At 66.1% G+C, this 26,548-nt stretch carries 22 protein-coding genes; 11 read left to right on the top strand and 11 right to left on the bottom strand.

Annotated elements, in window-relative coordinates:
• Positions 1-3: 3 nt before the first annotated feature.
• The 6 genes from PSEMO_RS03645 to PSEMO_RS03670 form a co-directional block, all read right to left on the bottom strand.
• Positions 4-1,374, bottom strand: coding sequence for an NAD(P)-binding domain-containing protein (locus PSEMO_RS03645; protein WP_075801804.1), 1,371 nt, complete (start codon positions 1,372-1,374; stop codon positions 4-6).
• Between the two features lie 146 nt (positions 1,375-1,520).
• Positions 1,521-2,375, bottom strand: a complete 855-nt coding sequence (gene purU / locus PSEMO_RS03650; RefSeq protein WP_075801805.1) for a formyltetrahydrofolate deformylase — start codon at positions 2,373-2,375, stop codon at positions 1,521-1,523.
• Positions 2,376-2,380: 5 nt separating this feature from the next.
• A complete protein-coding gene (locus PSEMO_RS03655) occupies positions 2,381-3,511 on the bottom strand; it encodes an aminomethyltransferase family protein (RefSeq protein WP_075801806.1) in 1,131 nt (376 codons plus the stop codon).
• Between the two features lie 31 nt (positions 3,512-3,542).
• Positions 3,543-4,559: a heme-dependent oxidative N-demethylase family protein gene (locus PSEMO_RS03660; RefSeq protein ID WP_075801807.1), complete on the bottom strand. Its 1,017-nt coding sequence runs from the start codon at positions 4,557-4,559 to the stop codon at positions 3,543-3,545.
• Between the two features lie 14 nt (positions 4,560-4,573).
• Positions 4,574-5,494 carry a PDR/VanB family oxidoreductase gene (locus PSEMO_RS03665; RefSeq protein ID WP_075801808.1) on the bottom strand — a complete coding sequence of 307 codons (921 nt, stop codon included), beginning with the start codon at positions 5,492-5,494 and terminating at the stop codon, positions 4,574-4,576.
• Positions 5,491-5,961, bottom strand: a complete 471-nt coding sequence (locus PSEMO_RS03670) for a dimethylamine monooxygenase subunit DmmA family protein (protein ID WP_075801809.1) — start codon at positions 5,959-5,961, stop codon at positions 5,491-5,493. The genes PSEMO_RS03665 and PSEMO_RS03670 overlap by 4 nt, the downstream gene beginning before the upstream one ends.
• Positions 5,962-6,123: 162 nt before the next feature.
• Between PSEMO_RS03670 and PSEMO_RS03675 the strand changes: the two genes are divergently transcribed.
• Positions 6,124-6,723 (top strand): LuxR C-terminal-related transcriptional regulator, encoded by a 600-nt coding sequence (locus PSEMO_RS03675; RefSeq protein ID WP_075801810.1) that lies wholly within the window; start codon positions 6,124-6,126, stop codon positions 6,721-6,723.
• 123 nt (positions 6,724-6,846) lie between these two features.
• On the opposite strand, the gene PSEMO_RS03680 is transcribed toward PSEMO_RS03675, so the two are convergent.
• The 3 genes from PSEMO_RS03680 to PSEMO_RS03690 form a co-directional block, all read right to left on the bottom strand.
• Positions 6,847-8,025, bottom strand: coding sequence for an MFS transporter (locus PSEMO_RS03680; protein WP_075801811.1), 1,179 nt, complete (start codon positions 8,023-8,025; stop codon positions 6,847-6,849).
• 1 nt (position 8,026) lies between these two features.
• Positions 8,027-10,033 (bottom strand): TonB-dependent receptor, encoded by a 2,007-nt coding sequence (locus PSEMO_RS03685; protein WP_075801812.1) that lies wholly within the window; start codon positions 10,031-10,033, stop codon positions 8,027-8,029.
• A gap of 113 nt (positions 10,034-10,146) precedes the next feature.
• A complete protein-coding gene (locus PSEMO_RS03690) occupies positions 10,147-11,052 on the bottom strand; it encodes a helix-turn-helix transcriptional regulator (protein WP_075801813.1) in 906 nt (301 codons plus the stop codon).
• Positions 11,053-11,196: 144 nt separating this feature from the next.
• Between PSEMO_RS03690 and PSEMO_RS03695 the strand changes: the two genes are divergently transcribed.
• Positions 11,197-12,366, top strand: coding sequence for an FAD-dependent monooxygenase (locus tag PSEMO_RS03695; protein ID WP_178391960.1), 1,170 nt, complete (start codon positions 11,197-11,199; stop codon positions 12,364-12,366).
• Positions 12,367-12,472: 106 nt separating this feature from the next.
• The gene (locus tag PSEMO_RS03700; RefSeq protein ID WP_075801815.1) at positions 12,473-13,387 is read left to right on the top strand and encodes a site-specific integrase; all 915 of its coding nucleotides are present in this window, start codon (positions 12,473-12,475) and stop codon (positions 13,385-13,387) included.
• A gap of 46 nt (positions 13,388-13,433) precedes the next feature.
• On the opposite strand, the gene mhpT is transcribed toward PSEMO_RS03700, so the two are convergent.
• Complete coding sequence (mhpT, locus tag PSEMO_RS03705; RefSeq protein WP_075801816.1) at positions 13,434-14,657, bottom strand: 3-(3-hydroxy-phenyl)propionate transporter MhpT; 1,224 nt, start codon at positions 14,655-14,657, stop codon at positions 13,434-13,436.
• Between the two features lie 311 nt (positions 14,658-14,968).
• Between mhpT and PSEMO_RS03710 the strand changes: the two genes are divergently transcribed.
• A complete protein-coding gene (locus PSEMO_RS03710) occupies positions 14,969-16,246 on the top strand; it encodes an OprD family porin (RefSeq protein ID WP_075801817.1) in 1,278 nt (425 codons plus the stop codon).
• A 132-nt stretch (positions 16,247-16,378) separates the two neighbouring features.
• Here the strand turns inward: PSEMO_RS03710 and PSEMO_RS03715 are convergent, their stop codons facing one another.
• Complete coding sequence (locus PSEMO_RS03715) at positions 16,379-16,849, bottom strand: MarR family winged helix-turn-helix transcriptional regulator (RefSeq protein WP_075801818.1); 471 nt, start codon at positions 16,847-16,849, stop codon at positions 16,379-16,381.
• A 191-nt stretch (positions 16,850-17,040) separates the two neighbouring features.
• On the opposite strand from PSEMO_RS03715, the gene PSEMO_RS03720 reads away from it, so the two are divergent.
• From PSEMO_RS03720 to PSEMO_RS03750, 7 genes are all read left to right on the top strand, one after another.
• Positions 17,041-17,871: a p-hydroxycinnamoyl CoA hydratase/lyase gene (locus PSEMO_RS03720; RefSeq protein ID WP_075801819.1), complete on the top strand. Its 831-nt coding sequence runs from the start codon at positions 17,041-17,043 to the stop codon at positions 17,869-17,871.
• Between the two features lie 71 nt (positions 17,872-17,942).
• A complete protein-coding gene (locus PSEMO_RS03725) occupies positions 17,943-19,391 on the top strand; it encodes an aldehyde dehydrogenase (protein WP_075801820.1) in 1,449 nt (482 codons plus the stop codon).
• Between the two features lie 74 nt (positions 19,392-19,465).
• Positions 19,466-21,349 (top strand): feruloyl-CoA synthase, encoded by a 1,884-nt coding sequence (locus PSEMO_RS03730; protein ID WP_075801821.1) that lies wholly within the window; start codon positions 19,466-19,468, stop codon positions 21,347-21,349.
• Positions 21,346-22,578 carry a thiolase family protein gene (locus PSEMO_RS03735; RefSeq protein ID WP_075801822.1) on the top strand — a complete coding sequence of 411 codons (1,233 nt, stop codon included), beginning with the start codon at positions 21,346-21,348 and terminating at the stop codon, positions 22,576-22,578. The genes PSEMO_RS03730 and PSEMO_RS03735 overlap by 4 nt, the downstream gene beginning before the upstream one ends.
• Before the next feature lie 12 nt (positions 22,579-22,590).
• Positions 22,591-24,324 carry an acyl-CoA dehydrogenase gene (locus PSEMO_RS03740; RefSeq protein ID WP_075801823.1) on the top strand — a complete coding sequence of 578 codons (1,734 nt, stop codon included), beginning with the start codon at positions 22,591-22,593 and terminating at the stop codon, positions 24,322-24,324.
• A gap of 209 nt (positions 24,325-24,533) precedes the next feature.
• Complete coding sequence (locus PSEMO_RS33415; protein WP_178391961.1) at positions 24,534-25,247, top strand: B3/B4 domain-containing protein; 714 nt, start codon at positions 24,534-24,536, stop codon at positions 25,245-25,247.
• Complete coding sequence (locus tag PSEMO_RS03750) at positions 25,247-26,176, top strand: LysR family transcriptional regulator (protein WP_075801824.1); 930 nt, start codon at positions 25,247-25,249, stop codon at positions 26,174-26,176. The genes PSEMO_RS33415 and PSEMO_RS03750 overlap by 1 nt, the downstream gene beginning before the upstream one ends.
• Positions 26,177-26,548: the final 372 nt, after the last annotated feature.

The following is a 26,548-nucleotide window of genomic DNA, read 5'->3' on the forward strand; positions in this document are numbered from 1 at the left end:
TCCTCAAGGCGCGGTCAGTTTGCCGGGGGCCGGCGCGTCGGCCAGGTAGGCGTGCAGCGAGTCGTCCAGCGCCTCCAGCCAGGGCGTGTGGTGCGGCGTGGCCAGGGTGCCGGTAATCAACGAGCGATGGCACTTGTCGCGGTAGCCCATGATGTTTTCGTACTTGTCGTGCTTCCATTCGAGGAAGGTGCGGTTGACCTCGGCGATATCGAAGCTGGGGTAGTCGGTGGCCTCGATCAGCTGGCGGATGTACTCGCCCTGGAACTCGAACATCTGCTGGGCGTTCTCCAGCCCCAGTTCGGTTTCGCGCCAGGCCAGGTCCTCGGCGTGCATGGCCGCCAGGTCGGGCAGGGCGATGCGCCCGAGGATCACGTCGCGGGCATACCAGGCCTGGGCGTCGAACATGTTGAAGCTGTACCACTGGTCCTGCATGCCCAGGTACACCAGGCGCGGGTTCTGCTCCCAGAACACGCCCTTGTACAGGTTCAGCGGCCACAGGCGGTTGTCGGTCTTCAGGCGCAGGTCTTCGGGGAGGAAGGGGAAGTGGTGCTTGTAGCCGGTGCAGAGGATCACCGCGTCGATGCTCTTGCTGCTGCCATCGATGAAGTGCGCGGTGCTGCCGGAGACATGGGTCAGCAGCGGCTTTTCTTCCCAGTTCTGCGGCCACTGGTAGCCCATGGGTGCGCTGCGGTAGCAACTGGTGATGCTGCGGGCGCCGTACTTAAAGCATTGCGAGCCGATGTCCTCGGCGGAGTAGCTGCCGCCGACGATCAGTACGTCCTTGCCCTTGAATTCCAGGGCATCGCGGAAATCGTGGGCGTGCAGGATGCGTCCGGCGAAGCTTTCGAAACCGGGGAAGCTGGGCACGTTGGGGGTGGAGAAGTGCCCGCTGGCGACCACCACGTAGTCGAAGGTTTCGCTGTAGGTCAGGTCTTCGGCGTAGTTGTGCGCGGTGAGGGTGAAGGTCTGGCTGTCGGCATCGAAGCGCACGTCTCGCACGGCGGTATTGAAGCGGATCAGCTCGCGCACCCCGGCTTTCTCCACCCGGCCCTTGATGTAGTCCCAGAGCACTTCTCTTGGCGGGTACGAGCCCATGGGCCGGCCGAAGTGCTCGTCGAAGCTGTAGTCGGCGAACTCCAGGCATTCCTTCGGGCCGTTGGACCAGAGGTAGCGGTACATGCTGCCGTGGACCGGCTCGCCGTGCTGGTCGAGGCCGGTGCGCCAGGTGTAGTTCCACATGCCGCCCCAGTCGGCCTGCTTCTCGAAGCACACCAGTTCGGGGATGTCGGCGCCCTTGGCCCGGGCCGACTGGAAGGCTCGCAACTGGGCCAGGCCGCAGGGGCCGGCGCCGATGATGGCAACGCGTTGGTTCATGGCATCTACTCCTAATGATGACCCAGAGCAGACCGCGGACCCTGTGGGAGCTGGCTTGCCAGCGATTGCGGTGGTGGGCCCACTGACGTCATCGCTGGCAAGCCAGCTCCCACAGGGGCGGCGGCGTGCCTCAGGATTGTGCTGGGCTAGCGGAAAATCACGGTGCGCTCGCCGTTGAGGAACACCCGGTGCTCCAGGTGGTATTTCACCGCCCGCGACAGCGCCACGGTCTCAGTGTCACGGCCGATGCGCACCAGGTCATCCGGCCGCCAGGCGTGGTCGACCCGCTGCACCTCCTGCTCGATGATCGGCCCCTCGTCCAGGTCCGAGGTGACGTAGTGCGCCGTGGCACCAATCAGCTTCACGCCCCGCGCATAAGCCTGGTGGTACGGCTTGGCACCCTTGAACCCGGGCAGGAACGAGTGGTGGATATTGATCGCCCGCCCCGACAGCTCGCGGCACAAATCGTCGGAGAGGATCTGCATGTAGCGGGCAAGCACCACCAGCTCGGTGCCGGTCTCTTCCACCAGCCTGAGCAGCGCCGCCTCCTGCTGGGCCTTGCTGTCCTTGCTCACCGGCAGGTAGACGAAGCGGATACCCTCGCGCTCGGCCATGGCCCGCAGGTCCAGGTGGTTGGAGACGATGGCGGTGATGCGCATGTCCAGCTCGCCTTTCTGGTGGCGGTAGAGCAGGTCGGTCAGGCAGTGGTCGTACTTGCTGACCATCAGCAGCACCGGCATCGGCCGGTTGCCTTCGAACAGCTCCCAGTCCATGGCGAAGGGCACGGCGATATCGGTAAACCCATCGCGCAGGGCATCCAGCTCGGGTGTTACCCCGTCGTTGAAACGGAACACCGCACGCATGAAGAAGCGCCCGGCCAGTTCGTCGTCGAACTGCGCCAGCTCGCTGATATAGCACTGGCGCCCGGCCAGGTAGGTGGTCACCGCGGCAACGATGCCGGAGGTGGCGGGGCAACCGATCTTGAGGATGTAGTGGGTCATGGTTCTCAGCCTTTGGCAGTGCGTTTCTTTTTCTCGGGGTCGTCGAACGGCAGGCTGTGGGCAATGGCCCTGGCGGTGAGGCTGCCGCGCACTTCCAGGGGCAAGCCCTGGGTGGCGATCTGCGGCTCGACCCGGGCGATGGCCATGGAGCGTTCGGTCAGGCGCGAGTACATGGCGCAGGTGATCACCCCGACCTGGCGGTCGTCGTGCCACAGGGTGTCGCCGTTCTGCGCGGCGCTGTGGCCGTCGAGCAGCACGCCGTAGATCCTGAAGCGCTCCTTGCCCTGCAGGCGCCCATGCTCGCCGGCGCCACGAAAGTCCTGCTTGCCGGGCGATACGGTGAAGTCCAGGCCCAGCTCCCACAGGGTGTCGCCGGCCTTCTGGTCGGCGAAGGGGTACATCTGCGAGTTGTCGTAGGGGTAGAACAGCAGGTAGCTCTCGACCCGCAGCCAGTCCAGGGCGGTGAAGGCGCAGGGGATGATGCCGTGGCCGGCACCTTTCTCGAGGATGCTGTCCCAGATCAGCGGCGCATCGGCGGCCTTGCAGAAGATCTCGTAGCCGCGCTCGCCGGTGTAGCCGGTACGGGAGATCATCACCGGGCGGTCGAAGAGTTTGGTCTGCAGGTGGTGGAAGTAGGGCAGGTCGCGGATGCCGGGCACGTGCTCGGCGAGGAAGTCCACCGCCTTCGGGCCTTGCAGCGACAGGTCGTGCAGGTCGTCGTCGAACAGCACCGCCACCTGCCGGCCCTGGGCCGAGCGCACCAGCATCTCGTGGCCGATGCCGGCCCCGTGCACCACCATGAAGGCGTTGGGTCCGGTGCGGTAGACGATGCAGTCGTCGGCGAAGGTGCCGTCTTCATTGAGCATGCAGGCGTACACCGACTTGCCCGGATACAGCTTCGAGATATCCCGGGTGGTGGCGTCCTGCAGCAGGCTTTCGGCATGGGGGCCGACGTAGTGGACCTTCTTCAGCCCGGAAACGTCCATCAGCCCGGCATGGGTGCGGATGGCTTCGTGGTGGTCGGCGAGGTCGCTGGCGTAGGTCCAGGCGGTGCCCATTCCGTTCCAGTCTTCCAGGTGCGAACCGAGTGCCAGGTGGCGTTCGCGGAGCGCGCTGATGCGCCATGAGGTGGCCATGGGAAATGTCCTTTCTTGGTGATTGTTGAAGTCAGGCTTCGGGGTCGAACGGGCGCAGCCAGTCCAGCAGCGGCTGGCGGTAGCGGCTGATGCCCTTGTAGTCGGCGATCGGCTCGGGCAGGTCGCGCATCACCCGATACATACGCCGGGCCCAGGCGGGATTGGTGACCAGCTCGTCCAGGCTGATGAGGTAGGTGCGGATGCTGAACATCAGCGCGTTGGAGCGCGGCAGGCGCACCATCAGTTGCAGCTCGACCCGCAGGTGCACCAGCGCGCCAGCGTTGTCGGCGGTGACCTTGCCGCGGTCGTTGCCCCATTCGTGGTAGGTCTCGGGGGAGGTGTCGAGGCGCGGGTTGATGGTCAGGGTCCAGTTCAGGCGGCGCACCGGCTGGCCGACCTGGAGGTTAAGCAGGTACTTCAGGGCCCGCTCGAACACCCCGGCGCGATGGGCCATGGGCACCGGCGTATGCCATTGCTGGAAGCTCATCCCGGCATCGAAGCGCAGCGACCAGTCGGCCGGGCAGGTAACCATGCCGGCATCCATGAACAGGTCGTTGTCGCGCTGGTCGAGCAGGGCGAAGTCACCCTGCATCTGCCGGGTGATGTATTCCAGCGGCTCGCAGGGCAGGGTCGCCGGGTCGCCGAAGGTGAAGTGCTGGTCGATGCCCAGGGCGAGGTTCTGCCAGTGCCAGGCATTGCCGTCGCGGCTCAGGCGAAAGTGCCGGGGGTAGTCGGTGGCCAGGCTTTCCATCAGCAGGGCGACGCTGTCCCAGGCGGCCTGGGCCATATGCGGCATCACCAGGCAGCGTTGCGGGTCCAGCTCCAGCACCCGGGCGCGCTCGGCCATCTCGGAGACGTAGTGCTCGTCGACATCGAACAGGTGCTCGAACACCGAGCCGGGATCGCGGGAGGTGGCCGGCTCCAGGTTCACCGAGTACATGTACTGGTCCTCCGGAAACGGGAAGGGAAAGCGGGCGATGGCTTCGGCGCTGTTGGCGAAGCTGAAGTCGTCCCGGTAGGTTTCCAGCGGCTTGAAGGTCAGGGTCATGGCAAGGCTCCGGGTCAGATATCCAGCAGGATCGGGCTGCCGCAGCCACGGGAGACGCAGGGCATCAGGCTGGCGGCGCGATCGGCGGCGGTGAGGAAGTGGTCGCGGTGCTCGACGTCGCCCTTGAGGTACGGCGTCTGGCACTGGCCGCAGACACCGCCGCGGCAGAGGTTGGGCAGCTCCACGCCGGCCGCTTCCAGGGCTTCGAGCAGGCTTTGCTCGGCGCCGACCTGGAGCTGGCGGCCGCTACGGTGCAGCTCGACGCTGAAGGGCTGGCCCGGTTCGGGCGCGGCGAAGGCTTCGCTGTGGATGCGCCGCGGGCTCCAGCCCTGGGCGGCGGCCTGTTCGGCGATCGCCAGGGGCAGGGACTGCGGGCCGCAGCTGTAGACATGGGCGCCGAGCGGACGGTCTTTCAGCAGCGCTTGCGCGTCCAGGCGGCGGGTGCCGGCGGGGTATTCATGCAGGCGCGGGCCGAGCAACTGGCGCAGTTCGGCGAGGTAGGCATCGCTGCTGCCACGGCGGTAGGCGTAGTGCAGCTCGAAATCCGCGCCCCGGCGCAGCAGTTCGCGGCTATGGGCGAGAAAGGGCGTGATGCCGATCCCGGCCGCCACCAGCAGGTGCTGCTGCGCCTTGCTGTACAGCGGGAACAGGTTGGCCGGGGCGCCGATGCGCAGCGAATCGCCGCTGCACAGCACCTGGTGCAGGTAGCGCGAGCCGCCCCGGGAATTGTCCTGGTGACGCACGGCGATGCGGTACTCGCCGCTGTCCGCCGGGTCGCCGAGCAGCGAGTAGGCGTTGCGCCGGCCATTGGGCAGGTGCACCTGGACATGGCTGCCGGCGGAGAAGCCGGGCAGGCTGCCGCTCACGGCGTGCAGGCGGTATTCGCGGATTACCGGGGTGAGTTCGCGGATGGCGGCGACGCGGACATCGATCATGGGCGGGCCTCTGCGTAGGGTTGGTCGGCATCGGCGCACACGCCGAGGTAGGCGCCGAGGCGTTGCGAGAAGTGGCGGCGTACTTCCAGGCGCACGCCGCAATGGGCGCAGGTCAGCACCTCGGCGGCGCTGGCCGGCTGGCAGCGGGCACAGTGCACGCAGAACACCTGGCGGCTGCCGGGCACGCGGCTGAGGAGGATTTCGTCGTCCTGCAGGCCGGCGCCCCGGGCCAGGGCCTGCAGCGGCCAGATGAAGGACTCGTCGCCGCGCAGCTCCAGACGCAGGCCGCAGCGGGCCAGCTCGAGGCGGGCGGTCAGGGCCCGTTGCAGGGCGGCGGCGTTGGCAAAGTCGGCCAGGGCCAGTTGCTGCCCGGCAGGCAGGTTGGCGTCGCGGTACTGGGTAACCAGCAGATCCGCGGGCCGGCCCTGGGGCTCGTAGCGGGGGACGCTGAAGGGGTGGTCGGTCATGGCGCGGTCTCGGCGGCTGTTTCTTCGTGAGGGAAATAATTTCCCCGGAAGAAATTTCGCTCAATCCGCTAGAGGGGGTATGCCAAAAGGCGTAGTGGGCGCTGGAGGGCACGGAAGTTGCTGCCCTGGAGGTAATTCCCCAAGGGTTGCAGGAGGAGAGGGATGGACAATGCCTTGCAGTCGGCCCCCGTGTGGGACGACCTCACCGAGCGCGAGGGCCAGACCCTGACGCTGATCAGCACGGGCCTGAGCAACAAGCAGATCGCCCGGGAGCTGGGGATCAGCGACGGCACGGTGAAGATCTACGTGCGCAATCTGCTGCGCAAGTTCCGCCTCGGCTCGCGCCTGGAGCTGGCAACCCGGGTACATCGCGGTGCATCGGTGGTGCCGGCTGCACCGATACCGTTCGCTTCGGGTCTGCTGGATGAGTTGCCGGGGCTGATCTATCGCGGGCGCAATGATCGTAGCTGGTACATGGAGTACGTGAGCGCGGGGTGCCTGCCGTTGACCGGGTATCCCGCGGAGTACCTGACGTCCAGCCCGGAGCGCAGTTTCGGTACGCTGATTCTCGATGAGTATGCGGAGTACATCTGGTACTGCGTGCAGTGCGCGCTGCTCAAGCATGAGCCGTATCAACTGAGCTACCGGATCCGCAGCGCCGAAGGGCGGATCAAGGATGTGTGGGAGACGGGGGTGGGGATCTACTCGGGCAGCGGAGAGGTGCTGGGGATCGAGGGGGCGATTTTCGAGCGGTTGGTCTGAGCCCGTTTGACCACCACCGAACCTGTGGGAGCTGGCTTGCCAGCGATGAGGCCGGCTTGGGCAACGATGTTGTCAGGTCTGGCCAAATCGCTGGCAAGCCAGCTCCCACAGGGTTTTGCAGGGTCAGTCAGTTCGCCGCTCCAGATGCAGGCACAAGCGCCGGGCCGGCCACAGGCTGATCACCGCAATCGCCGCAAGCCCGGCCAGCAACCCGCCATACCCGACAAAATGCGCCACCTGCATCGCCCCCAGCGAAGCCACCATCGCTACCGCCGCATCCACCGACTGGAACAACGCATAGTCCGACGCCGGCTGGTGCCCCCGGACCTGGCCCATCAGCAGGTTGTACAGGGTGACGAAGCCGATCGCCGCGACCACATTCACCACAGCGAACAACCCGAGCCACCACGGCAGGTCGAACACCTTCACCCCGAACGCCGCCGCCAGCGCGACCCCGGCATGCAGCAGCATGCACGGCAGCAGGCAACGCCACGCCCCCAACCGCCGCGCCATCCAGCTACCGAGCAGGATGCCCAGGCCACTGGCGACCGTGCCGTACAAGGTGATCACCAGCCCCAACCGCTCGAACGCCAGCCCCTTGTCCAGCAGCAGCACCGTCTGCACCGCCATCAACCCGCGCATCGCCAGGTAATAGATCGCCACCAGGCACAGCGCCGGCCACAAGGCGCGCAGGCTGCCGAGGTCCAGTCGCGGCGCCGGGGCATTCGCTGCTCGAACGCTACTCGCAGGCAGCCAGCGCAACGGCAACAACAGCGCCAGGGACAACCCCGCCATCCCCACGAACCCGCCCCGCCAGCCCCAACGCTGCGCCAGCCAGAGAAACGCCAGGCTGCCGAACACCACGCCAAGGTAACTGCCACCCACCTGCGCCGCGTTGGCGAACGGGCGCTGGCGGCTGTCGGTGGTGGTGATGGTGATCGCGTCGGCGTAGACATCGTGAGTCGCCGAGAGCAGTGCCAACAGCATCAACGCCATCAGGATCGGATACAGCGCGCTCTCCGGCGCCAGGCTGGCGATCACCAGCAGCACCGCGGCCATCCCCAGTTGCAGCATCACCAGGCTGCCCAGGTAGCGATTGCCCCGCAGCCCCAGGCAATGCCGCTCGCACCAGGGCGCCCAGAAGCATTTGCCGACCCAGGGCAGGAAAGTCAGCGACAGCAGGCTGAGGCTGGCCAGGTCCAGCCCCTGGTGGCGGAAGTAGCCGGTCACCCCTTGCAGCATCAGCGCGGTGAGCATCCCTTGATGCAGGTAGTAGCACCAGTAGGGCAGGTAGCGCCGCATCTCAGAAGCTCGCCTTCACGCTCAGGCCCAGCTCACGCCCCGGCCCCGGCTGGGCGAACTGCTGGCCCGGTGCGGATTCGTAGGCATAGGTGCGGTACAGCTTGTCGCCGAGGTTGTTGGCGTACAGCGCCAGTTCCAGGTCCGGTTGCGGCAGCCAGCTCAGCCGCGCGTCGATCAGGCTGTAGCCGCTTTGCGCGACCTGGTTGTCGACATCGAAGTAGTGCTTGCCGATATAGCTGACCCCGGCACTCGGACGGATCTCGCCAAGCAGGCCGTCGAAGAACAGGCTGTGCTCGATCGAGGCACGCAGGCTGCGCTGCGGGGTGAAGGTCAGGTGATTGCCCTGGCGTTCGGAGTCCAGCAGGCGGTTGCGGTTGACCGTGCCGGCCAGGCGCACCCGGGTGGCGTCCGTGGCCTGCCAGTCGAGGGACAGCTCGGCCCCCTCGCTGCGCGCCTTGCCGATATTGGCCAGGGACTGGGTGCCGGTCCCGGCATCGCCGACGAACTGCTGCACGTCCTCGATATCGATGCGGTACAGCGCGCCGTTCAGCCACACCTGCTTGTCCAGCAGGCTGGCCTTGAAACCGACTTCCAGGTTCAGGGATTTCTCCGGCGAGTAGGCCACCGCATCCGGGGTGATCGCGCCGATCCGGTTATAGCCGCCAGCCTTGAACCCCTTGCTGACCGAGGCATACAGGCGGGTGTCCGGGGTGGCCTGGAAGCCCAGGGCGACCTTTGGCGTGGTGCTGGTGAAGCGGTCGTTGCCGCTGTAGTCGAAGCCGGGGGTGTACAGGGCGTTCTGCTGCACATAGCGGGTCTCGGCCTTTTCCTCGCTGTGGCGGGCGCCGAGGGTCAGGTCCCAGCGCGGCGCCAGGTGCCAGGTGAGCTCGCCGAACACCGCCTTCTCGGTGTTCTCGATGCGGCTGTCGGCCTGGCCGTAGACGCCGAACAGCGGTGCGCTGCTGTCGGGTTCGCGGCGCGAGTGGCTCTTGCTGTTCTGCCAGTACAGGCCGGTGACCAGGTCCCAGGCGCGGTCTTCGCCCTGGGTGGCCAGGCGCAGTTCCTGGCTGAGGGTGCGCTGGGTTTCCGGCCAGAGGAAGCCGAGGTCGCCGAACAGGCGTTCATGCCGGTAGTTCTGCAGGGCGCTGATGGCCGTCAGGCGCCAGCTGTCGTTGAGGCTCCAGTCGAGGGTCGCGCTGCTGCTTTCCACGCGACGGACATAGATCGACTCCTGCAATGGCACGCTGGCCCGGCGCTTGCCGTAGGTGGCATCGGCCAGGTACTGCTCGTCGTAGGACCGCAGTTTGTCCCGGGCATAGGCCAGGCGCAGGCTGAGGTCTTCAGTGGCCTTGAACAGCAGGCCGACCCGGGCACCGCCGTTGTCGCTGTCGCCATGGTGCTCGCTGCGGGTCAGCTCACCGTCGGTGTCCTCGTGGTAGACCGTGCCTTGCAGGTACAACCGGTCGCTGAGCACGGGCGTCGAGCCGCTGGCGGACACCTGCTGGTGCAGGTTGCTGATCCGGCTTTGCAGCGTGGCGCGGGGCGTGTCGTCCGGCTGGCGGGTGAGGATGTTCAAGGCGCCGGCATGGGCGTTGCGGCCATACAGCGTGCCCTGCGGCCCCTTGAGCAATTCGATCTGCTCGATATCCAGCAGCTCCTGGTTGAAGGTCCCGAGGTACTGCGGCACGCCATCGATATAGATGCCCACCGGGGCGTTGTACGGATCGGACGAGGAAATGCCGCGCAGGCTCAGGCTGGGAAACAGGTCGGCGCCGGTATTGCGCACCAGCAGTTCGGGAAAGACCCGCTCCAGCTCGCCGCTGTGGTAGACGTTGGCCTGCTCCAGGTCGGCCGGGGTGGCGACGGACAGGGCCAGGTCGGTCTGGTTCTGGTTCTGCACGCGCTTGTTGGCGGTGACCTGCAGGTCGGGCAGGGTCAGCACGTTATCGGCGAAGGCAGTCGGGGACAGGGCGCAGAGCACCGCAAGGCTGAGCAGGGAGCGTTGCATCGGAAATAACCTGAGGCGGGAATGATGGCCAGATGGTCGCGATCCGCGCCTTGGCCTGCGCGCGCGATCAGGGTGACGGCGCGCGCGATCGGGTCTTTTGTTGATAGTCATTATCATTTGTCGTGTGTGTCGCAGCGGTTGCGGTAGTCGCTGGGGCTGATGCCGTGGTGGCGGCGGAACACCTTGGCGAAGTGGCTGGCATTGGAGTAACCCACTTCCAGCGCCGCATCCACCACCCGCTCGCCCCCTTGCAGGCGCTGGGCGGCCAGTTCCATGCGCATGTCCTGGAGCAGGGCATAGGCGCCCTTGCCGTAGAGCTGGCGGAAGCCTTGCTTGAGCTTGCGCACGTTGAGGCTCACGGCGTCGGCCAGGGCTTCCAGGGTCCAGGGCTCGGCGGGGCGGGCTTGCAGGAGGTTGCGCGCCTGTTCGATGCGGCCCCGATCGCGCGCACCGAGCACGGGTTGCGCCGCGCCGCTTTGCAGGTAGCCGACCATCTCGCCAAGCATCTCGAAGGCCTTGCCACGCAGGAAGATCTCCCGTGCCACGCCCTGCAGCGGGCAATCGAGCATGGCCATGCCGACCTTGCGCAGCACCGTCGGTGCCGGGAACTGCACCAGCCGCGCCTGGCCGTCGGCGGAGATGCGCCGCTCCCACAGCCCGGCCTGATCCAGCAGTTGCTGGTCGAGGCCGATCCGGCTGAGCACTTGGGGCGCGAAGCTGATATTCACCCCGCGCACCCGGGTGTTGGCGGCCAGCAGGCCCTCGCCCTGGATCGCCACGGTGCCGTGGTAGAGGCAGCAGGTGTCGGGGCTCAGGAGCATGAACGGGGTATCGGCGAACTGCCGCCAGCCGCCGCCTTCGGCGTAGTAGGCGATGGACAGCGACGGGCCGCTGTTGGCCTGGATACGGCAGTCCTCGCTCGGCAACAGGTCCAATACGCGGATATCCAGTTCCTCGTCTGCCAGGTTGGCGAAGGTCGGGGACAGCGGCTGGTCGGCGACGTAATGGTTGATGGACATGGCGGGGCCCTGGCTAAGCGATGGTGGATGATAACACTTATCATTACCGACCGATCGCGCGCTTCCGCTCCCTTATCGCGCGCGCAGCGGCGGGGTCACCTCGGCAAGCTGTCGACACCATTGATGAGGGGATACAGAGTGACTGTGAAGATTCTGATTCAGGGCGCCGGGATTGCCGGCCTGGCCGCCGCGTGGTGGTTGAAGAAGCGTGGTTTCGAGCCCGTGCTGGTGGAGCGGGCGGCGGACCTGCGCTGCGATGGTTTCGTTCTCAGCCTGGGCGGCAGCGGCCACGATATCGCCGGGCGCATGGGCATTCTCGAAGGCCTGATGGCCAAGGGCGTGGAGCTGGGGCGCACGCAGTTTCGCGACAGCCAGGGGCGCGACGTACTGCTGATCGACCATCGCAAGCACCTGCGCCAGACCAATCTGCTGCCGGTGTGCCGGGATGATCTGGTCAATGCGCTGCACCGGGCGTTGAACGATCAGGTAGCGATTCGCTTTGGCACCCAGGTCGAGACCCTGGCGCAGGATGGCGAGGGCGTCGATGTGTGCTTCGACGATGGCACTACCGAGCGTTTCGACTTCGTAGTGGCGGCGGATGGCTGTTTTTCGAGCCTGCGCCAGCGCTATTTCGCCAGTGACGACGCGTGCCTGAAGTCCCTCGGCTACAGCGCGGCAGCCTTCACCCTGGAAGGCGCCCAGGCGCGCGGCGGCGAGCGCCATGTTTCGTTCTCCGAGCCGGGCTACACCGTCGAGTTGTACGGCATGCGCGAGGACCTGCTGGCTGCGTTGTTCGTCTGGCAGGATCACGAGGGCCTGCGGGTGCCAAGGGCGCAGCGGGCAGGGCGCCTGCGCGAGATGTTCGTCCATGCCCATGGCGATATCCAGCGGGCGCTGGAGGCGTTGCCGGAGGGGTTCTACCTGGATCATCTGATGCAGGTGCATTTGCCCGCCTGGCATCAAGGCCGCCTGGTGTTGCTCGGGGACGCGGCGCATTGCCTGACCCTGGCCTCCGGGCGGGGAGCGAGCATGGCCATCACCGGTGCCTGGCTGCTGGCCGAGGAGCTGGCCCGCAGTGGTGATGTGGCGGCACTGCAGCGCTACGAAACGCGACTGCGCCCGGATATCACCGTGCTTCAGGCGCTGGCGCCGAAGATGGCCGGGTGGTACGTGCCGTTGACGCGGCGCGGCTGGCACCTGCGCAACCTGTTCATGCGCTGGACCCCGGACTGGCTGACCGGCTGGATGTTGCGCCGCACTTTTACCGAGGTGGATCAGGGGGCGTTGAGCCAGGCGGTGAGAACGCAACCTTGAGCGCGGCGCGGACCTTTTGCGTCCGCGCCCGCCGAAAATCCCTTGCCCCTGTCCAGGCCCTCGGTCATCCTGCCTCGCTTCGCCCCCCGCCGAGGAACCCCAAGGTTTGCCCGATCCACTGACCCGCCCGCTCTCGCAATACCTCGCTCGACTGGCGCCTTCCAGCCAGTTGACCATGAAGTATGTCCTGCAGGATGCCGCCGACCGCCTCGGTTTCGACGAGGTGGATATCGTCGAGGTGCCCTGGCACCAGCTCGAACCCGCGCATATCACCGAGCTGGTCGCCGCATTGCGCAGCGATGGCTACGCGCCCAACAGCACTTCGCTGTACGTCAACGCCATTCGCGGGGTGATGAACGAAGCCTGGCGCCTGGGCCTGATCGACCAGGAGCGGCTGTTGCGCATTCGTGAGGTGAAAGGTGTGCAGGGCACGCGCCTGCCAGTGGGGCGCAACCTCAAGCGCAGCCTGATTCGCGAGCTGATGGAGGTCTGCGCCGCCGATCCGCGGCCCCAGGGCCTGCGCGATGCGGCGTTGATTGCCTTGCTGTATGGCACCGGCATGCGCAAATCGGAGTCGGTGAACATCGACCTGGCCCAGGTGGACTTCGCCGAGCGCAGCTTGCAGGTACTGGGCAAGGGCAACAAGCAGTTGATCAAGTACGCCCCGGTCTGGGCCTTCGAAAAGCTCGACGCCTGGCTGAAATTCCGTCGTGAACAGCTACCTCCGGGGCAGGAGGACGACGCCTTCCTGTTCAACCGCATTCGCCGCGGCAGCCATATCACCCGCGAGCGCATCACCAAGCACGCGATCTACTACATCGCCCGCCAGCGCGGACAGCAGGTGGGAGTGAAGATCATGCCCCACGACTTTCGCCGGTCATTCATTACCCGGGTGATCGAGGAGCACGACCTGTCCATCGCGCAGAAACTGGCGCACCACAGCAATATCCAGACCACCGCCAATTACGATATGCGCGATGACAACGAGCGGCGGCGTGCGGTGGATCGGTATGACTATTGAGGTTTGAAAAGCCAGGTGCCCGCCCTGTCGCGGGCACCTGGCCCATTCAGGAGCCGGCGTTCTGCAAAGGCGCGGAGGACGCCTCGCTGGCCGGTCCCGAGCGCCGCATCACATACATGGCCGCCAGCGCCGCCACCACCAGCCCCGGTGACGCCGCCAGCAACACCCCGGCCGTCCCGGCACCCGCCGCGAGAATCTGCCCGGCCGCCAACGGCCCGCTCACCGAGCCCAGGCGCCCGATCGCCACTGCCGCGCCGACCCCGGTAGCGCGCACGGCGGTCGGATACAGCGGCGGGGCCAGCGTATACAGCACCAGTTGCGCCGCCAGCACGAACAGCCCCGCCGCGAACCCGGCGATCGCCATGGCCGTGACCCCCACGGAAAAGCCCAGCCCCGCCAGCGAAGCCAGCAAACCGGCATAGATGCACAGCGTCACCCGTTGCGGACTGCCGCGGTCCAGCAGCACACCACCGAGCAGCGAGCCGATCGCGCCGCCGATATTGAACAGCATCTGCACCAGCCCGGCGTCGGGCTTGCTGAAGCCCTGGCCGATCAGCAGCGACGGCAGCCAGTTGAGCAGCATGTACATCACGGTGAGGGTGAAGAAGTAGGCCAGCCATAGCATCAAGGTGGCGCTGGCGCGGCCTTCGCCGAACAGGGCGCTGGAGGTGGACGGTCGTTGCAGCAGCGCACCGGCCTGCTGGAAGGCGCGAGACTCGGGAAGCAGCGCCATCATCAGCGGTACCGCCAGCAGCGGCGCCAGGCCGCCGATGATGAAGGTCATCTGCCAATGGTCATGGGAGAACATCGCCACCACCGCCGCCAGCGCGCCGCCGAGCGGTACCCCGGAATACATGATGCTGATGGCGGTGCTGCGCCGTTGTTCGCCCACTGCTTCGGCGCACAGGGCGATCAGGTTAGGCAGGGCGGCGCCCAGGCCCAGGCCGGTCATCAGGCGTGCCAGCAGCAGGTGGCTGTAGGTCTCGACATAGGCGGTCCACAGGGAGAACACGCCAAACAGGATGACCGCCGCCACCAGGACTTTCTTGCGCCCGATGCGGTCGGCCAGCCAGCCGCCGAAGAAGGCGCCCGGCAACAGCCCGACGATGCTGGCGCTGAACACCCAGCCGAGCATCTTCGGGTCCAGCTCGAAACTCTGGCGCAGCCCGGCGGCAGCGGTGCCGGCCGATTGCAGGTCGAAACCCTCGATCAGCGCGACGATGAAACACAAAGCGATTGTCAGCGTCGGACGACGCGATGAAGTGTCCATGGCATGGCCTCGTTCTTGTTGTTGTTCTGCATGTGCCGGTCGCGAATGGCCGGCTGGAAAACAAGATAACAAGAATAACTATTTTTGCAGCTGCTTTTTTCCGGTGGTTGATAGTGGTTGAGAGGTCCGTGCTAGACGCGGGCGAGACAGAAAAGCGCCTGTCTCGCGGCAAATAGTTAATAAAATTAACGTTCGATTATCGGTCATTCGCCGTTGACGGACCTCGGGCGGCTTTCCATTCTCCGCTGCGTGGCGATGCCTGACACCTCGCCCGACTGCCAGAAAAACAACAACAAGAGTGGACTCCCCCTATGCATCACTGCGTTCGTGATACCCGCGCCACCCTGGCGCTGGCGGTGGCATTCGCCAGCACCCCGAGCCTGGCCGGCGGCTTCTTCGAAGACAGCCACGGCAATCTTGCGCTGAAAAACTACTACCTGGATCGCGACTACAAGGACGGCGGCGCCAAGAGCGCCGCGCGGGAATGGGCACAGGGTTTCAATCTGTTCGTCGAGTCCGGTTTTACCGAAGGGCCGGTGGGCTTTGGCCTGGATGCCCGGGGATTGCTGGGGCTCAAGCTGGATTCGGCGCCGCACCGCAGCGGTACCGAGCTGCTACCGGTGTCGAAGAGTGACGGGGTAGCGGCCGACGATTACTCGCGGCTGGCGATGACCGCCAAGATGAAGATCAGCCAGACCACCGTGAAGAGCGGCGACAACCTGATCTTTCTGCCGTTCGCCTTCGCCAGCCCGTCGCGCCTGCTGCCGCAGACCTTCCGCGGCACCACCCTCAGCTCGAAGGAAATCGCCGGCTTGACGATCAATGCCGGCTACCTGGACCGGATCAACAAGCGTGATTCCACCAGTTACGAGCGCATGGCGATCGCCTCGCCCAATGGCCGCTTTCGTGGCTCGGAAACCTCGTCGCACATGCTCTATGCCGGGGGCGACTACCAGTTGAACAAGTCCCTCGGCTTGCGTGCCTATCACGCCGAGCTCAAGGACCTGTACCAGCAGGACACCCTGGCCGCGCTGTACGAGCAGGGCATCGGCGACGGCACCTTCACTGCCGACCTGCGCAGCTTCTTCAGTCGCGAGGACGGCCAGGCAAGGGCGGGCAGGGTGGACAATATCAACGCCTCGGCGCTGTTCAGCTACCGTCTTGGCGGGCACCGGCTGGGGATCGGCTACATGAATTCCAGTGGCGACTCGGCCACGCCCTACGTATCGGGCACCGAGCTGATGGGCATGAGTGAGCTGACCATGAGTTCGGACTTTCTCAATGCCAAGGAGCACACCTGGCAGGCCATCTACGACTATGACTTCGTCGCCATGGGCATCCCGGGGCTGAAAGGGCGGCTGCGCTATGTGCGCGGGGACAATATCGAACTGGCGTCGCTGAATGCCGATGATCGCAAGGAGCGGGAGTTCCAGATGGAGCTGGGTTACGTGATCCAGAGCGGGCCGCTGAAGAATGTCGGGTTCCAGGCGAGGAAGTCGATCTACCGCAATGACTTCCCGACGGGGGCGGCGTTCAGGGACGAGAACCAGACGCGGTTCCTGGTGACCTACACCTTGCCGATCTGGTAACCCGCATCTCACGGACAACACATAACCCTGTGGGAGCTGGCTTGCCAGCGATTTGGCCAGATCAGGCAACATCATTGCCCTTGCCGGCCTCATCGCTGGCAAGCCAGCTCCCACAGGGTCATGTGTTGCCCGTCAGTCCTGATACACCTTCTTCAACAACCGCAACAACTCCGCCCGCTCGCCGTCATCCAGCGCCGCCGTGGCATCGCGGTCGCTGTCGCTGGCGATCTGCTTGAGTTCCTTGAGCAGGGTTTCCCCGGTCTTGCTCAGGAAGATCCCGTACGAGCGTTTGTCCGGCTTGCAGCGAATGCGCACCGCCAGGGCCCGCTCTTCCAGCTTGTTCAGCAACGGCACCACCTGCGGCGGTTCGATGGCCAGCGCCCGGGCCAGGTCCGCCTGCATCAGCCCCGGGGTCTGCTCGATGATCGCCAGCGCCGAGAACTGCGCCGGGCGCAAATCATGGGCGGAGAGCCGGGCGATCAGATTCTGGAACAGCTTCAATTGGGCACGACGCAAGGCGTAACCGATCAGGTCTTCGAGGGAGGCATCCAGCGCCGGGGCCGGCTCGGGGGCGGTGTCGGAGGTGCGGGCGGACCTTGCCATCAGGATTGGGGTTCCTTGAGTAAGAAAGTTACCCAGTTTGCCCGCCCGGACAGGATCTGGCTAGCACGACCTCGGAAGAAAGCCCTGCAACTGACTCAGGACAAAAGATAATTTTCATAATAGTTAATTGACATAACTAATTTGCTCGATTAGCGTGCTAACCATCACCTCGAACAACAAGAGTGCATCACATGAGCAACTACGAAGGCCGCTGGACCACCGTCAAGGTCGAAATCGAATCGGGTATCGCCTGGGTCACCCTGAACCGTCCGGACAAGCGCAACGCCATGAGCCCGACCCTCAACCGCGAGATGGTCGACGTGCTGGAAACCCTGGAGCAGGACGCCGAGGCCGGCGTGCTGGTCCTGACCGGTGCCGGCGAGTCCTGGACTGCGGGCATGGACCTCAAGGAATACTTCCGCGAAGTGGACGCCGGTCCGGAAATCCTTCAGGAAAAGATCCGCCGCGAAGCCTCGCAATGGCAATGGAAGCTGCTGCGCATGTACGCCAAGCCGACCATCGCCATGGTCAACGGCTGGTGCTTCGGCGGCGGTTTCAGCCCGCTGGTGGCCTGCGACCTGGCGATCTGCGCCGACGAAGCGACCTTCGGCCTCTCGGAAATCAACTGGGGCATCCCGCCGGGCAACCTGGTGAGCAAGGCCATGGCCGATACCGTCGGCCACCGCCAGTCGCTGTACTACATCATGACCGGCAAGACCTTCGGCGGGCCGAAAGCCGCCGAGATGGGCCTGGTCAACGAAAGCGTGCCGCTGGCGCAACTGCGCCAGACCACCCGCGAGCTGGCGCTGAACCTGCTGGAGAAGAACCCGGTGGTGCTGCGCGCCGCGAAGAACGGCTTCAAGCGCTGCCGCGAGCTGACCTGGGAGCAGAACGAAGACTACCTGTATGCCAAGCTCGACCAGTCGCGCCTGCTTGACACCGAAGGCGGTCGCGAACAGGGCATGAAGCAGTTCCTCGACGACAAGAGCATCAAGCCGGGCCTGCAGGCGTATAAACGCTGAGTGGTCCACGGCGGCGTCCGCCGACGCCGCCACCGCGTGCTTCCTGACAAGACAAAAAAAGAGGAACGAGCATGTTGCAGATGCCTTTGCTGATTGGCGGGGAGTCGCGCCCCGCCAGTGATGGACGAACCTTCGAACGGCGCAATCCGGTGACCGGCGAAGTGGTCTCGCAGGTGGCCGCCGCTACCCTGGACGACGCCGATGCCGCAGTCGCCGCCGCCAGCGCCGCTTTCCCGGCCTGGTCGCGCCTGGCCCCCAACGAACGCCGCAGCCGCCTGCTGGCCGCCGCCGATGCCTTGCAGGCGCGCACTGCCGAGTTCATCGCCGCCGCCGGCGAGACCGGGGCCATGGCCAACTGGTATGGCTTCAACGTCAAGCTGGCGGCCGGGATGCTTCGTGAAGCGGCGTCCATGACCACCCAGATCACCGGCGAAATCATTCCTTCCGACGTGCCCGGCAGCCTGGCCATGGCGGTGCGTGCGCCGTGCGGCGTGGTCCTGGGTATCGCGCCGTGGAACGCCCCGGTGATCCTCGCCACCCGGGCCATCGCCATGCCTTTGGCCTGCGGCAATACCGTGGTGCTCAAGGCCTCCGAGCTGAGCCCGGCGGTGCATCGCCTGATCGGCCAGGTGCTGCAGGATGCAGGCCTGGGCGACGGCGTGGTCAATGTGATCAGCAACGATCCGGTCGACGCGCCGAGGATCGTCGAACGCCTGATCGCCAACCCCGCCGTGCGCCGGGTCAACTTCACCGGCTCGACCCATGTCGGGCGCATCGTCGGCGAACTGGCGGCGCGGCACTTGAAGCCGGCGCTGCTGGAACTGGGCGGCAAGGCGCCGTTCCTGGTGCTGGACGATGCCGATCTGGATGCTGCCGTGGAAGCGGCAGCCTTTGGCGCCTACTTCAACCAGGGCCAGATCTGCATGTCCACCGAGCGCCTGGTAGTGGACGAGAAGATCGCCGATGTCTTCGTCGACAAGCTCGCCGCGAAGATCGCCACCCTGCGGGCCGGCGATCCGCAGGACCCGGCCTCGGTCCTCGGCTCCCTGGTGGACGCCGGCGCTGGCGAGCGCATCAAGGCGCTGATCGACGACGCCGTGGAGAAGGGCGCGCGCCTGGTCTGCGGCGGCCAGCTGGACGGCAGCATTCTCCAGCCGACCCTGCTCGACCGCGTGGACGCGAGCATGCGCCTGTACCGCGAGGAATCCTTCGGCCCGGTGGCCGTGGTCCTGCGTGGCCAGGACGACGAGGCGCTGCTGGCCCTGGCCAACGACTCCGAGTTCGGCCTGTCCTCGGCCATCTTCAGCCGCGACACCACCCGCGCCCTGGCCCTGGCCCAGCGGGTGGAATCGGGCATCTGCCATATCAACGGCCCCACCGTGCACGACGAAGCGCAGATGCCGTTCGGCGGCGTGAAGTCCAGCGGCTACGGCAGCTTCGGCAGCCGCACCGCCATCGACCAGTTCACTCAGTTGCGCTGGATCACCCTGCAGCACGGTGCCCGTCACTACCCGATCTGATAAGCCGGCAGCACCCGCCGCCTGGCGCATCCGGGCGGCGGCACGACAGACAACAAGAACAAGGAGCAACCTGCGTGAATTCCGAAGCCAGCACACGGCCGGCCGACCGTGCCCAATCTCCACGCTATCGGCAGGTGTCCATCGGTCATCCCGAGGTCGAGGTCAGCGAAATCGACGGCATCCTGCGCATGCAGGCACGCGAGCCCCTGGCGCCGCTGCCCGCACGTTTGCTCGAACGCCTGGAATACTGGGCCGAAGCGCGTCCACGACAAACCTTTATCGCTGCAAGGCAGAACGACGGTGCCTGGCGCGAGATCAGCTACGCCGACATGTTCCGGCAGGTGCGCACCATCGCCGCCCATCTGCTCGACCTGGGCCTGAGCGCCGAGCGCCCGCTGGCGCTGTTCTCCGGCAACGATATCGAGCACCTGCAGATTGCCCTCGGCGCCATGTATGCCGGCATTCCCTATTGCCCGGTGTCGCCGGCCTACGCCTTGCTCTCCCAGGACTTCGCCAAGCTGCGGCATGTCTGCGACGTGCTCACCCCGGGCGTGGTCTTCGTCAGCGACAGCCAGCCATTCCAGCGCGCCATCGATGCGGTGCTGGAGCCCTCGGTAGCGGTGATCAGCGTGCGTGGCACCGTCGAGGGCCGCCGCACCCTCGATTTCGCCTCGCTGCTGGCGCCGGCCGACCTGCAAAAGGCCGATGCCGCCTTCGCCGCCACCGGTCCCGACACCATCGCCAAATTTCTCTTCACCTCCGGCTCGACCAAGCTGCCCAAGGCGGTGATCACCACCCAGCGCATGCTCTGCGCCAACCAGCAGATGCTTCTGCAGACCTTCCCGGTATTCGCCGAGGAGCCGCCGGTGCTGGTGGACTGGCTGCCGTGGAACCACACCTTCGGTGGCAGCCACAACCTCGGCATCGTCCTGTATAACGGCGGCAGCTTCTACCTCGATGCCGGCAAGCCGACGCCCCAGGGCTTTGGCGAAACCCTGCGCAACCTGCGGGAAATCTCGCCCACCGCCTACCTGACGGTGCCCAAGGGCTGGGAGGAACTGGTCAAGGCGCTGGAGCAGGATGCCGAGCTGCGCGAGGTGTTCTTCGCCCGCATCAAGCTGTTCTTCTTCGCGGCGGCGGGGCTGTCGCAGAGTGTCTGGGACCGTCTTGACCGTATTGCCGAACAACACTGCGGCGAACGTATCCGCATGATGGCCGGTCTCGGCATGACCGAAGCCGCGCCGTCCTGCACCTTCACCACCGGGCCGCTGTCCATGGCCGGCTATATCGGCCTGCCGGCGCCGGGTTGCGAGGTCAAGCTGGTGCCTCTGGGCGACAAGCTCGAAGGGCGTTTCCGCGGGCCGCATATCATGCCCGGCTACTGGCGCGCGGCACAGCAGACCGCCGAGGTGTTCGACGAGGAAGGTTTCTATTGCTCGGGGGATGCGCTGAAGCTGGCCGACCCGCAGCAGAGCCAGTTGGGGCTGATGTTCGACGGGCGTATCGCCGAGGACTTCAAGCTGTCGTCCGGGGTGTTCGTCAGTGTCGGTCCGCTGCGCAACCGCGCGGTGCTGGAGGGCTCGCCCTATGTGCAGGACATCGTGGTCGCGGCGCCGGATCGCCAGTGCCTGGGCATCCTGGTCTTCCCGCGCTTGCCGGAATGCCGGCAACTGGCGGGGCTGGGAGCCAGCGCGACGGATGCCGAGGTGCTCGCCAGCGCCCCGGTGCGCGCGTGGTTCGCCAACTGGCTGGAACGCCTGAACCGCGACGCCCAGGGCAACGCCAGTCGACTTGAATGGCTGGCCTTGCAGGATGAAGCGCCCTCTATCGACCAGGGCGAGATCACCGACAAAGGCTCGATCAACCAGCGCGCCGTGTTGCAACGCCGCGCCGCCCAGATCGAGGCGCTGTATCGCGGCGAGGCGCCCGGCATGCTGCATGCGCGGGTGAAGGCATGAGCCTGTGCAGCCGCTTCGATGATCTGGCGATCGTCGAGATGGCGCGCACGCCCTGGGTCGATCTGGGCGGTGCGCTGGCCGGGGTGTCACCCATCGACCTGGGGATCCATGCGGGGAGGGCGGTGCTGGAACGGGCCGCCATCGATCCGGCCAGCATCGACAGCGTGCTCGCCGGGAGCATGGCCCACGCCAGTTTCGACGCCTACATGCTGCCCCGTCATATCGGGCTCTACAGCGGTGTAGTGCAAAGCGTGCCGGCGCTGGCGGTGCAGCGGATCTGCGGGACCGGGCTGGAGCTGCTGCGCCAGGCCGGTGAGCAGGTGCGCGACGGCGTGGAGCGGGTGCTGTGCGTCGGGGCCGAGTCCATGTCGCGCAATCCGATCGCGGCGTACGAGCATCGTGGCGGCTTTCGCCTCGGTGCACCGGTCGGCTTCAAGGACTTTCTCTGGGAAGCCCTGTACGACCCGGCAGCGGGCGTGGACATGATCGGCACCGCCGAGAACCTGGCCCGGGAATACGGATTGAGCCGGGAAGAGGTGGATGCCTGGGCCTTGCGCAGTCATCAGCGGGCGTTGGCGGCCCGGGAGGCGGGCTGGTTCGATGCGGAGATCGCTGCTGTCCGCTCCGTGCGTTTCGACGCCGAAGACTGCCTGCCCCGGGGCATCGAACTGCCCCGGGGCGTTAGCGAGGTGCTTCGCGACAGCCATCCGCGTCACACCGATACGCCTGCGTTGGCCCGCCTGCGAGCGATCCACGAAGGCGGCGTGCAGACCGCCGGCAACAGCTGCGCGGTGGTCGATGGTGCAGCGGCAGCGCTGGTCTGCCGCTACTCCGCCTGTGAACGGCCACCGCTGGCCCGGGTGCTGATGGCGACTGTCGTAGGCGTACCGCCACGGACCATGGGCATCGGCCCGGCCCCGGCGATTCGTCTGCTGCTGGAGCGCAGCGGCCTGCGCCTGGAGCAGATCGACCGCTTCGAGATCAACGAGGCCCAGTCGGCGCAGGTACTGGCGGTAGCCCGCTCGCTGGAGCTGGACCCGGAGCGCCTGAATGTCCACGGCGGCTCCATCGCCCTCGGCCATCCGCTCGCCGCTACCGGCCTGCGCCTGGTGCAGACCCTGGCCCGCCAGTTGCGCGACGGCAATCTGCGCTACGGCATCGCCGCTGCCTGCATCGGCGGCGGGCAAGGCATGGCGCTGCTGATCGAAAACCCCCAATTCGCTGCTTGAACGAGGAAACCCATGGCCTATCGGGCGCCCCTGGGCGATATGCAATTCGTGCTGCAACACTGGTTGCGTGCCGACCGTGGCTGGCGGCAGATGCCGGCCTTCGCCGAGGTCGATCTGGACCTTGCCGTGCAGGTGCTGGAAGAGGCGGCACGCTTCAGCAGCGAGATCCTCGCGCCGCTGAACACGCCGGGTGACCGTCAGGGTTGCCGGCTGGTCGAGGGCGAAGTCATCACGCCGGAGGGTTTCCCGGCGGCTTACCGCGCCTATGTCGAAGGTGGCTGGCCGGCGCTGGCCTGTGCGGTGGAGCAGGGCGGCCAGGGCCTGCCCCAGGTGCTGGATGCGGCGCTGCTGGAAATGCTCTACGCCAGCAACCATGCCTGGGCCATGTACACCGGGATCGCCCATGGTGCCTACCTGTGTCTGAAGACCCACGCTTCGGCCGAGCTGCAACAGCGTTATCTGCCCGGCATCGTCAGCGGCGAGACCTTGCCGACCATGTGCCTGACCGAGCCCCAGGCGGGTAGCGATGTCGGTCTGTTGCGCTGTCGCGCCGAGCCGCTGGACGACGGCACTTATGCGCTCAGTGGCAGCAAGCTGTTCATCTCCGGCGGCGAGCATGACCTGAGCCACGACATCCTTCATCTGGTGCTCGCCCGGTTGCCCGATGCACCGGCCGGCAGTCGTGGCGTCTCGCTGCTGCTGGTCCCGAAGTGGCTGGAAAACGGTGAACGCAATGACGTGCATTGCGATGGCCTGGAACACAAGCTGGGCATTCGCGGCAGCGCCACCTGCGCGCTGCGTTTCGAGGGTGCCCGGGGCTGGCTGGTGGGCCAGCCGCACGGCGGGCTGGCGGCGATGTTCGTGATGATGAACTCGGCGCGCCTGCATGTGGGCCTGCAGGGGCTGGGGCATGCCGAGGCGGCCTGGCAGATGGCCCGCGACTATGCCCTGGAGCGCCGGCAGATGCGTGCGCCGAAGCACCCCGAGGGTATCGCTGCGGCGCTGGCCGATCCGATCCACCTGCACCCGGCGATGCGCCGGATTCTCCTGGAGCTGCGGGTGCGTACCGAAGGCATGCGCGCCATTGGCTACTGGGCTGCGCACTGGCTGGATATCGCTGCCGAAGCGGCTGACCCGGCCCTGCGCTGCAAGGCCGAAACCCTGGCCGCGCTGCTCACGCCCATCGTCAAGGCCAGCTTCACCAGCCAGGGCTTCGAGCTGGCGAGCAAGGCCTTGCAGGTGTTTGGCGGCTATGGCTACACGGCAGAATTCCCCATCGAGCAGACCTTGCGCGATAGCCGGATTGCCATGATCTACGAGGGCAGCAACGAGATTCAGGCCAATGACCTGCTGCTGCGCAAGGTGCTTGGGGATGGCGGCGAGGGCTTTGGGTTGTTGCTCGCGGAGCTGCGCGCGGAGGCGCAGGCCACCGGGTCGGTGTACGCCGAGGCGCTGGGCGAGGTGTGCGACGGGCTGGAAGGGCTGATGCCGGAATTGCAGGCGTTCAGTGCCGGGGATGGCGAGTATCCGTATCGGGCGGCGGGGGACTTCCTGCAACTGTGCTCTATCAGTCTGCTGGCCTTTGCCTGGGCCCGGAGTGCCCGCTGTGCCGCGGGGCTGGCGGAGCCGTTACGGCGGGAGAAGCTGGAGAGTGCGGGGTTCTGTTTCGATTATCTGTTGCCGGAGTTCGATCGGCAGGTGGCGGCTGTAAGGGCGGCGCGGGCGCCATTGCCCTTCATTGGCTGATCCGGCCTCATCGCTGGCAAGCCAGCTCCCACAGGGATCGGCAGCGCTGCGGACACTGTGGGAGCTGGCTTGCCAGCGATGAGGCCCGGGAGAGCACTACAGAATCCAGCTATTCGATACCTGCATACCTGACTTGCACAAACCGCCGCCCTCAGCCTCTCTGGCCCGGTGCTATAGTCCGCCGACCCCCGATCCCCAGAGGAGCCCCCGTGAGTACCTTCACCTATACGGTCAGCCCCGATATCTTCCGCGATCACCCCGACTACCGCCGTGGCGTGGTGGTGTTCCGCAACCTCGACAACGCCCGCCCCGATCCCGATCTCACCGCGCAACTGCGCGCCAGCGAGGCTTCGGTACGCCAGCGCATCAGCGGCAACCCCGCCGATTTCCCGCAGATCGCCGCCTGGCGCGACGCTTATCGCCGCTTCGGCGCCAAGCCCTCGGAGCACCGGGCCTCCATCGAGGCCTTGAGCCGCCGCGTGCTCAAGCCCGACAACCTGCCGGACATCAACCCGCTGGTGGATATCGGCAACCTGCTGTCCCTGCGCTACCTGCTGCCTGCCGGGGTCCACCCCGTCGGTCCGCAGTCGAGCCACATCGAGCTGCGCAAGGCCCGCGATGAAGACCGTTTCCTCGCCGACGCCGGCAGCGCAGCCGAAACCATCGCCCCCGGCGAAATCGTCCTCGCCGCCGGCCCGCGCATCCTCACCCGGCGCTGGACCTGGCGCCAGGCCGCCGATACCCGCACCCTGGCCGACACCGGCCATGTGTTCTTCGATATCGACGGGCTGCCACCCACCAGCCCGGAAGACGTGCAGGCCGCCATCGCCGACCTGATCGAACTGGTCGCGCGATTCTGCGGCGGGGAGTGCCTGGGGCACGCGGTGCTCGACGCCGCGCATCCCAGCCTGAACATCGCCTGATGGGCCAGGCCTTCAACAACCTCAGCATCGGTCAGCTGCGCGTGCTGCTGACCCTGCTGGAGGTGCGCAACCTCAGCCATGCCGCGACCCGCCTGGGCACCAGCCAGTCGGCCCTGAGCCGGCACCTGGCGCAGTTTCGCGAGGCCTTCGGTGATCCGCTGCTGGTGCGCCAGGGCCGCCAGTACATCCTCAGCGAGCGTGGCCTGGCGCTGGTCGAGCCGATCAAGGTGGTACTGGGGCAGTTGCAGGACCTGGGCACGCCTTCGCAATTCTCCCCGGCCACCTGCGAGCGGCGTTTTGCCCTGGCCGGGTCCGATCACGTCGCCCAGTACATCCTTCCGCAATTGCTGCGCGACCTGGCCGAGGTGGCGCCCGGGGTCAGCCTGGATTTCCGCCCCTGGGAAGCCAACCGTTTCGACTGGCTGGCCAACGGCAAGGTCGACCTGGCCACCAGCATGATCGAAGACACCCCGGCCGAGTTTCACGGTCGGGTGATCGGTGAGGACATGGCAGTGTGCGTCATGCGCAACAGCCATCCGCTGGCGGGGGAGTCGCGCTTGAGCGTGCAGCAGTTCCTTGCCTGGCCGCACCTGAAGATCAGCACCGGCGGCGACAAGGACAGCTTCGTCGACGCCTGGCTGCGCAAGCATGGCCAGCAGCGCGACCTGAAACTCACGGTGCCGTACTACTCGGCGGCGCTGGAGGTGATCCGCGACAGCGACATGCTCTTGATGCTGCCGGAACATATCGCCCGCAAATGGAGCGAACAGGCCGAGGTGTGCTGCAAGCCGCTGGCCTTTGTCGAGCATCCATTCCGTTATTGGGTGGTCTGGCATAGCCGCACCCATGCGTCGGCGGAGCAACAGTGGTTTCGCAAGTTCATTTATGAGCATTGCCGGGGTTCGCAATTCCTCAGTCCCGGTTCTTGAAGCTTCAAGCCTCAAGCGGTAAGCGGCAAGAAAGAGCAGTCCGCGTCGCCGCGGCTTTTTCTTGCCGCTTGAAACTTAAAGCTTGCAGCTATCCATCCCCCGCATAGTTGCCATTCAATATTGCCGGCTGTTGCGCCGGAAACTTGCTGGTAACTTGAAGTTCGACGAAGTGCACAAACAACTTCGCACTAAATAAGAGTTTAAAACTTCACCTGCCGCACTATCGCCAGGCGCCGGGTCATGCCCAATGTCATCAACTTTGGAAATTATCCATAAATATCATATAATTAGCGCTCAAATCAGTGCATGGGAGAAGCCCTTTTGACTACCTATACCGCATCGCTTGACACCGCCAGCCAAACCCTGGCTTGA

The sequence above is a fragment of the Pseudomonas putida genome, from assembly GCF_001941965.1.
Taxonomy (GTDB): Bacteria; Pseudomonadota; Gammaproteobacteria; order Pseudomonadales; family Pseudomonadaceae; genus Aquipseudomonas; species Aquipseudomonas putida_L.

What these genes read in the sequence shown, in the direction of transcription:
- PSEMO_RS03645 (WP_075801804.1), bottom strand. Translation starts at nt 1,374, where the DNA reads ATGAACCAACGCGTTGCCATCATCGGCGCCGGCCCCTGCGGCCTGGCC.
- purU (WP_075801805.1), bottom strand. Translation starts at nt 2,375, where the DNA reads ATGACCCACTACATCCTCAAGATCGGTTGCCCCGCCACCTCCGGCATC.
- PSEMO_RS03655 (WP_075801806.1), bottom strand. Translation starts at nt 3,511, where the DNA reads ATGGCCACCTCATGGCGCATCAGCGCGCTCCGCGAACGCCACCTGGCA.
- PSEMO_RS03660 (WP_075801807.1), bottom strand. Translation starts at nt 4,559, where the DNA reads ATGACCCTGACCTTCAAGCCGCTGGAAACCTACCGGGACGACTTCAGC.
- PSEMO_RS03665 (WP_075801808.1), bottom strand. Translation starts at nt 5,494, where the DNA reads ATGATCGATGTCCGCGTCGCCGCCATCCGCGAACTCACCCCGGTAATC.
- PSEMO_RS03670 (WP_075801809.1), bottom strand. Translation starts at nt 5,961, where the DNA reads ATGACCGACCACCCCTTCAGCGTCCCCCGCTACGAGCCCCAGGGCCGG.
- PSEMO_RS03675 (WP_075801810.1), top strand. Translation starts at nt 6,124, where the DNA reads ATGGACAATGCCTTGCAGTCGGCCCCCGTGTGGGACGACCTCACCGAG.
- PSEMO_RS03680 (WP_075801811.1), bottom strand. Translation starts at nt 8,025, where the DNA reads ATGCGGCGCTACCTGCCCTACTGGTGCTACTACCTGCATCAAGGGATG.
- PSEMO_RS03685 (WP_075801812.1), bottom strand. Translation starts at nt 10,033, where the DNA reads ATGCAACGCTCCCTGCTCAGCCTTGCGGTGCTCTGCGCCCTGTCCCCG.
- PSEMO_RS03690 (WP_075801813.1), bottom strand. Translation starts at nt 11,052, where the DNA reads ATGTCCATCAACCATTACGTCGCCGACCAGCCGCTGTCCCCGACCTTC.
- mhpT (WP_075801816.1), bottom strand. Translation starts at nt 14,657, where the DNA reads ATGGACACTTCATCGCGTCGTCCGACGCTGACAATCGCTTTGTGTTTC.
- PSEMO_RS03710 (WP_075801817.1), top strand. Translation starts at nt 14,969, where the DNA reads ATGCATCACTGCGTTCGTGATACCCGCGCCACCCTGGCGCTGGCGGTG.
- PSEMO_RS03715 (WP_075801818.1), bottom strand. Translation starts at nt 16,849, where the DNA reads ATGGCAAGGTCCGCCCGCACCTCCGACACCGCCCCCGAGCCGGCCCCG.
- PSEMO_RS03720 (WP_075801819.1), top strand. Translation starts at nt 17,041, where the DNA reads ATGAGCAACTACGAAGGCCGCTGGACCACCGTCAAGGTCGAAATCGAA.
- PSEMO_RS03725 (WP_075801820.1), top strand. Translation starts at nt 17,943, where the DNA reads ATGTTGCAGATGCCTTTGCTGATTGGCGGGGAGTCGCGCCCCGCCAGT.
- PSEMO_RS03735 (WP_075801822.1), top strand. Translation starts at nt 21,346, where the DNA reads ATGAGCCTGTGCAGCCGCTTCGATGATCTGGCGATCGTCGAGATGGCG.
- PSEMO_RS03740 (WP_075801823.1), top strand. Translation starts at nt 22,591, where the DNA reads ATGGCCTATCGGGCGCCCCTGGGCGATATGCAATTCGTGCTGCAACAC.
- PSEMO_RS03750 (WP_075801824.1), top strand. Translation starts at nt 25,247, where the DNA reads ATGGGCCAGGCCTTCAACAACCTCAGCATCGGTCAGCTGCGCGTGCTG.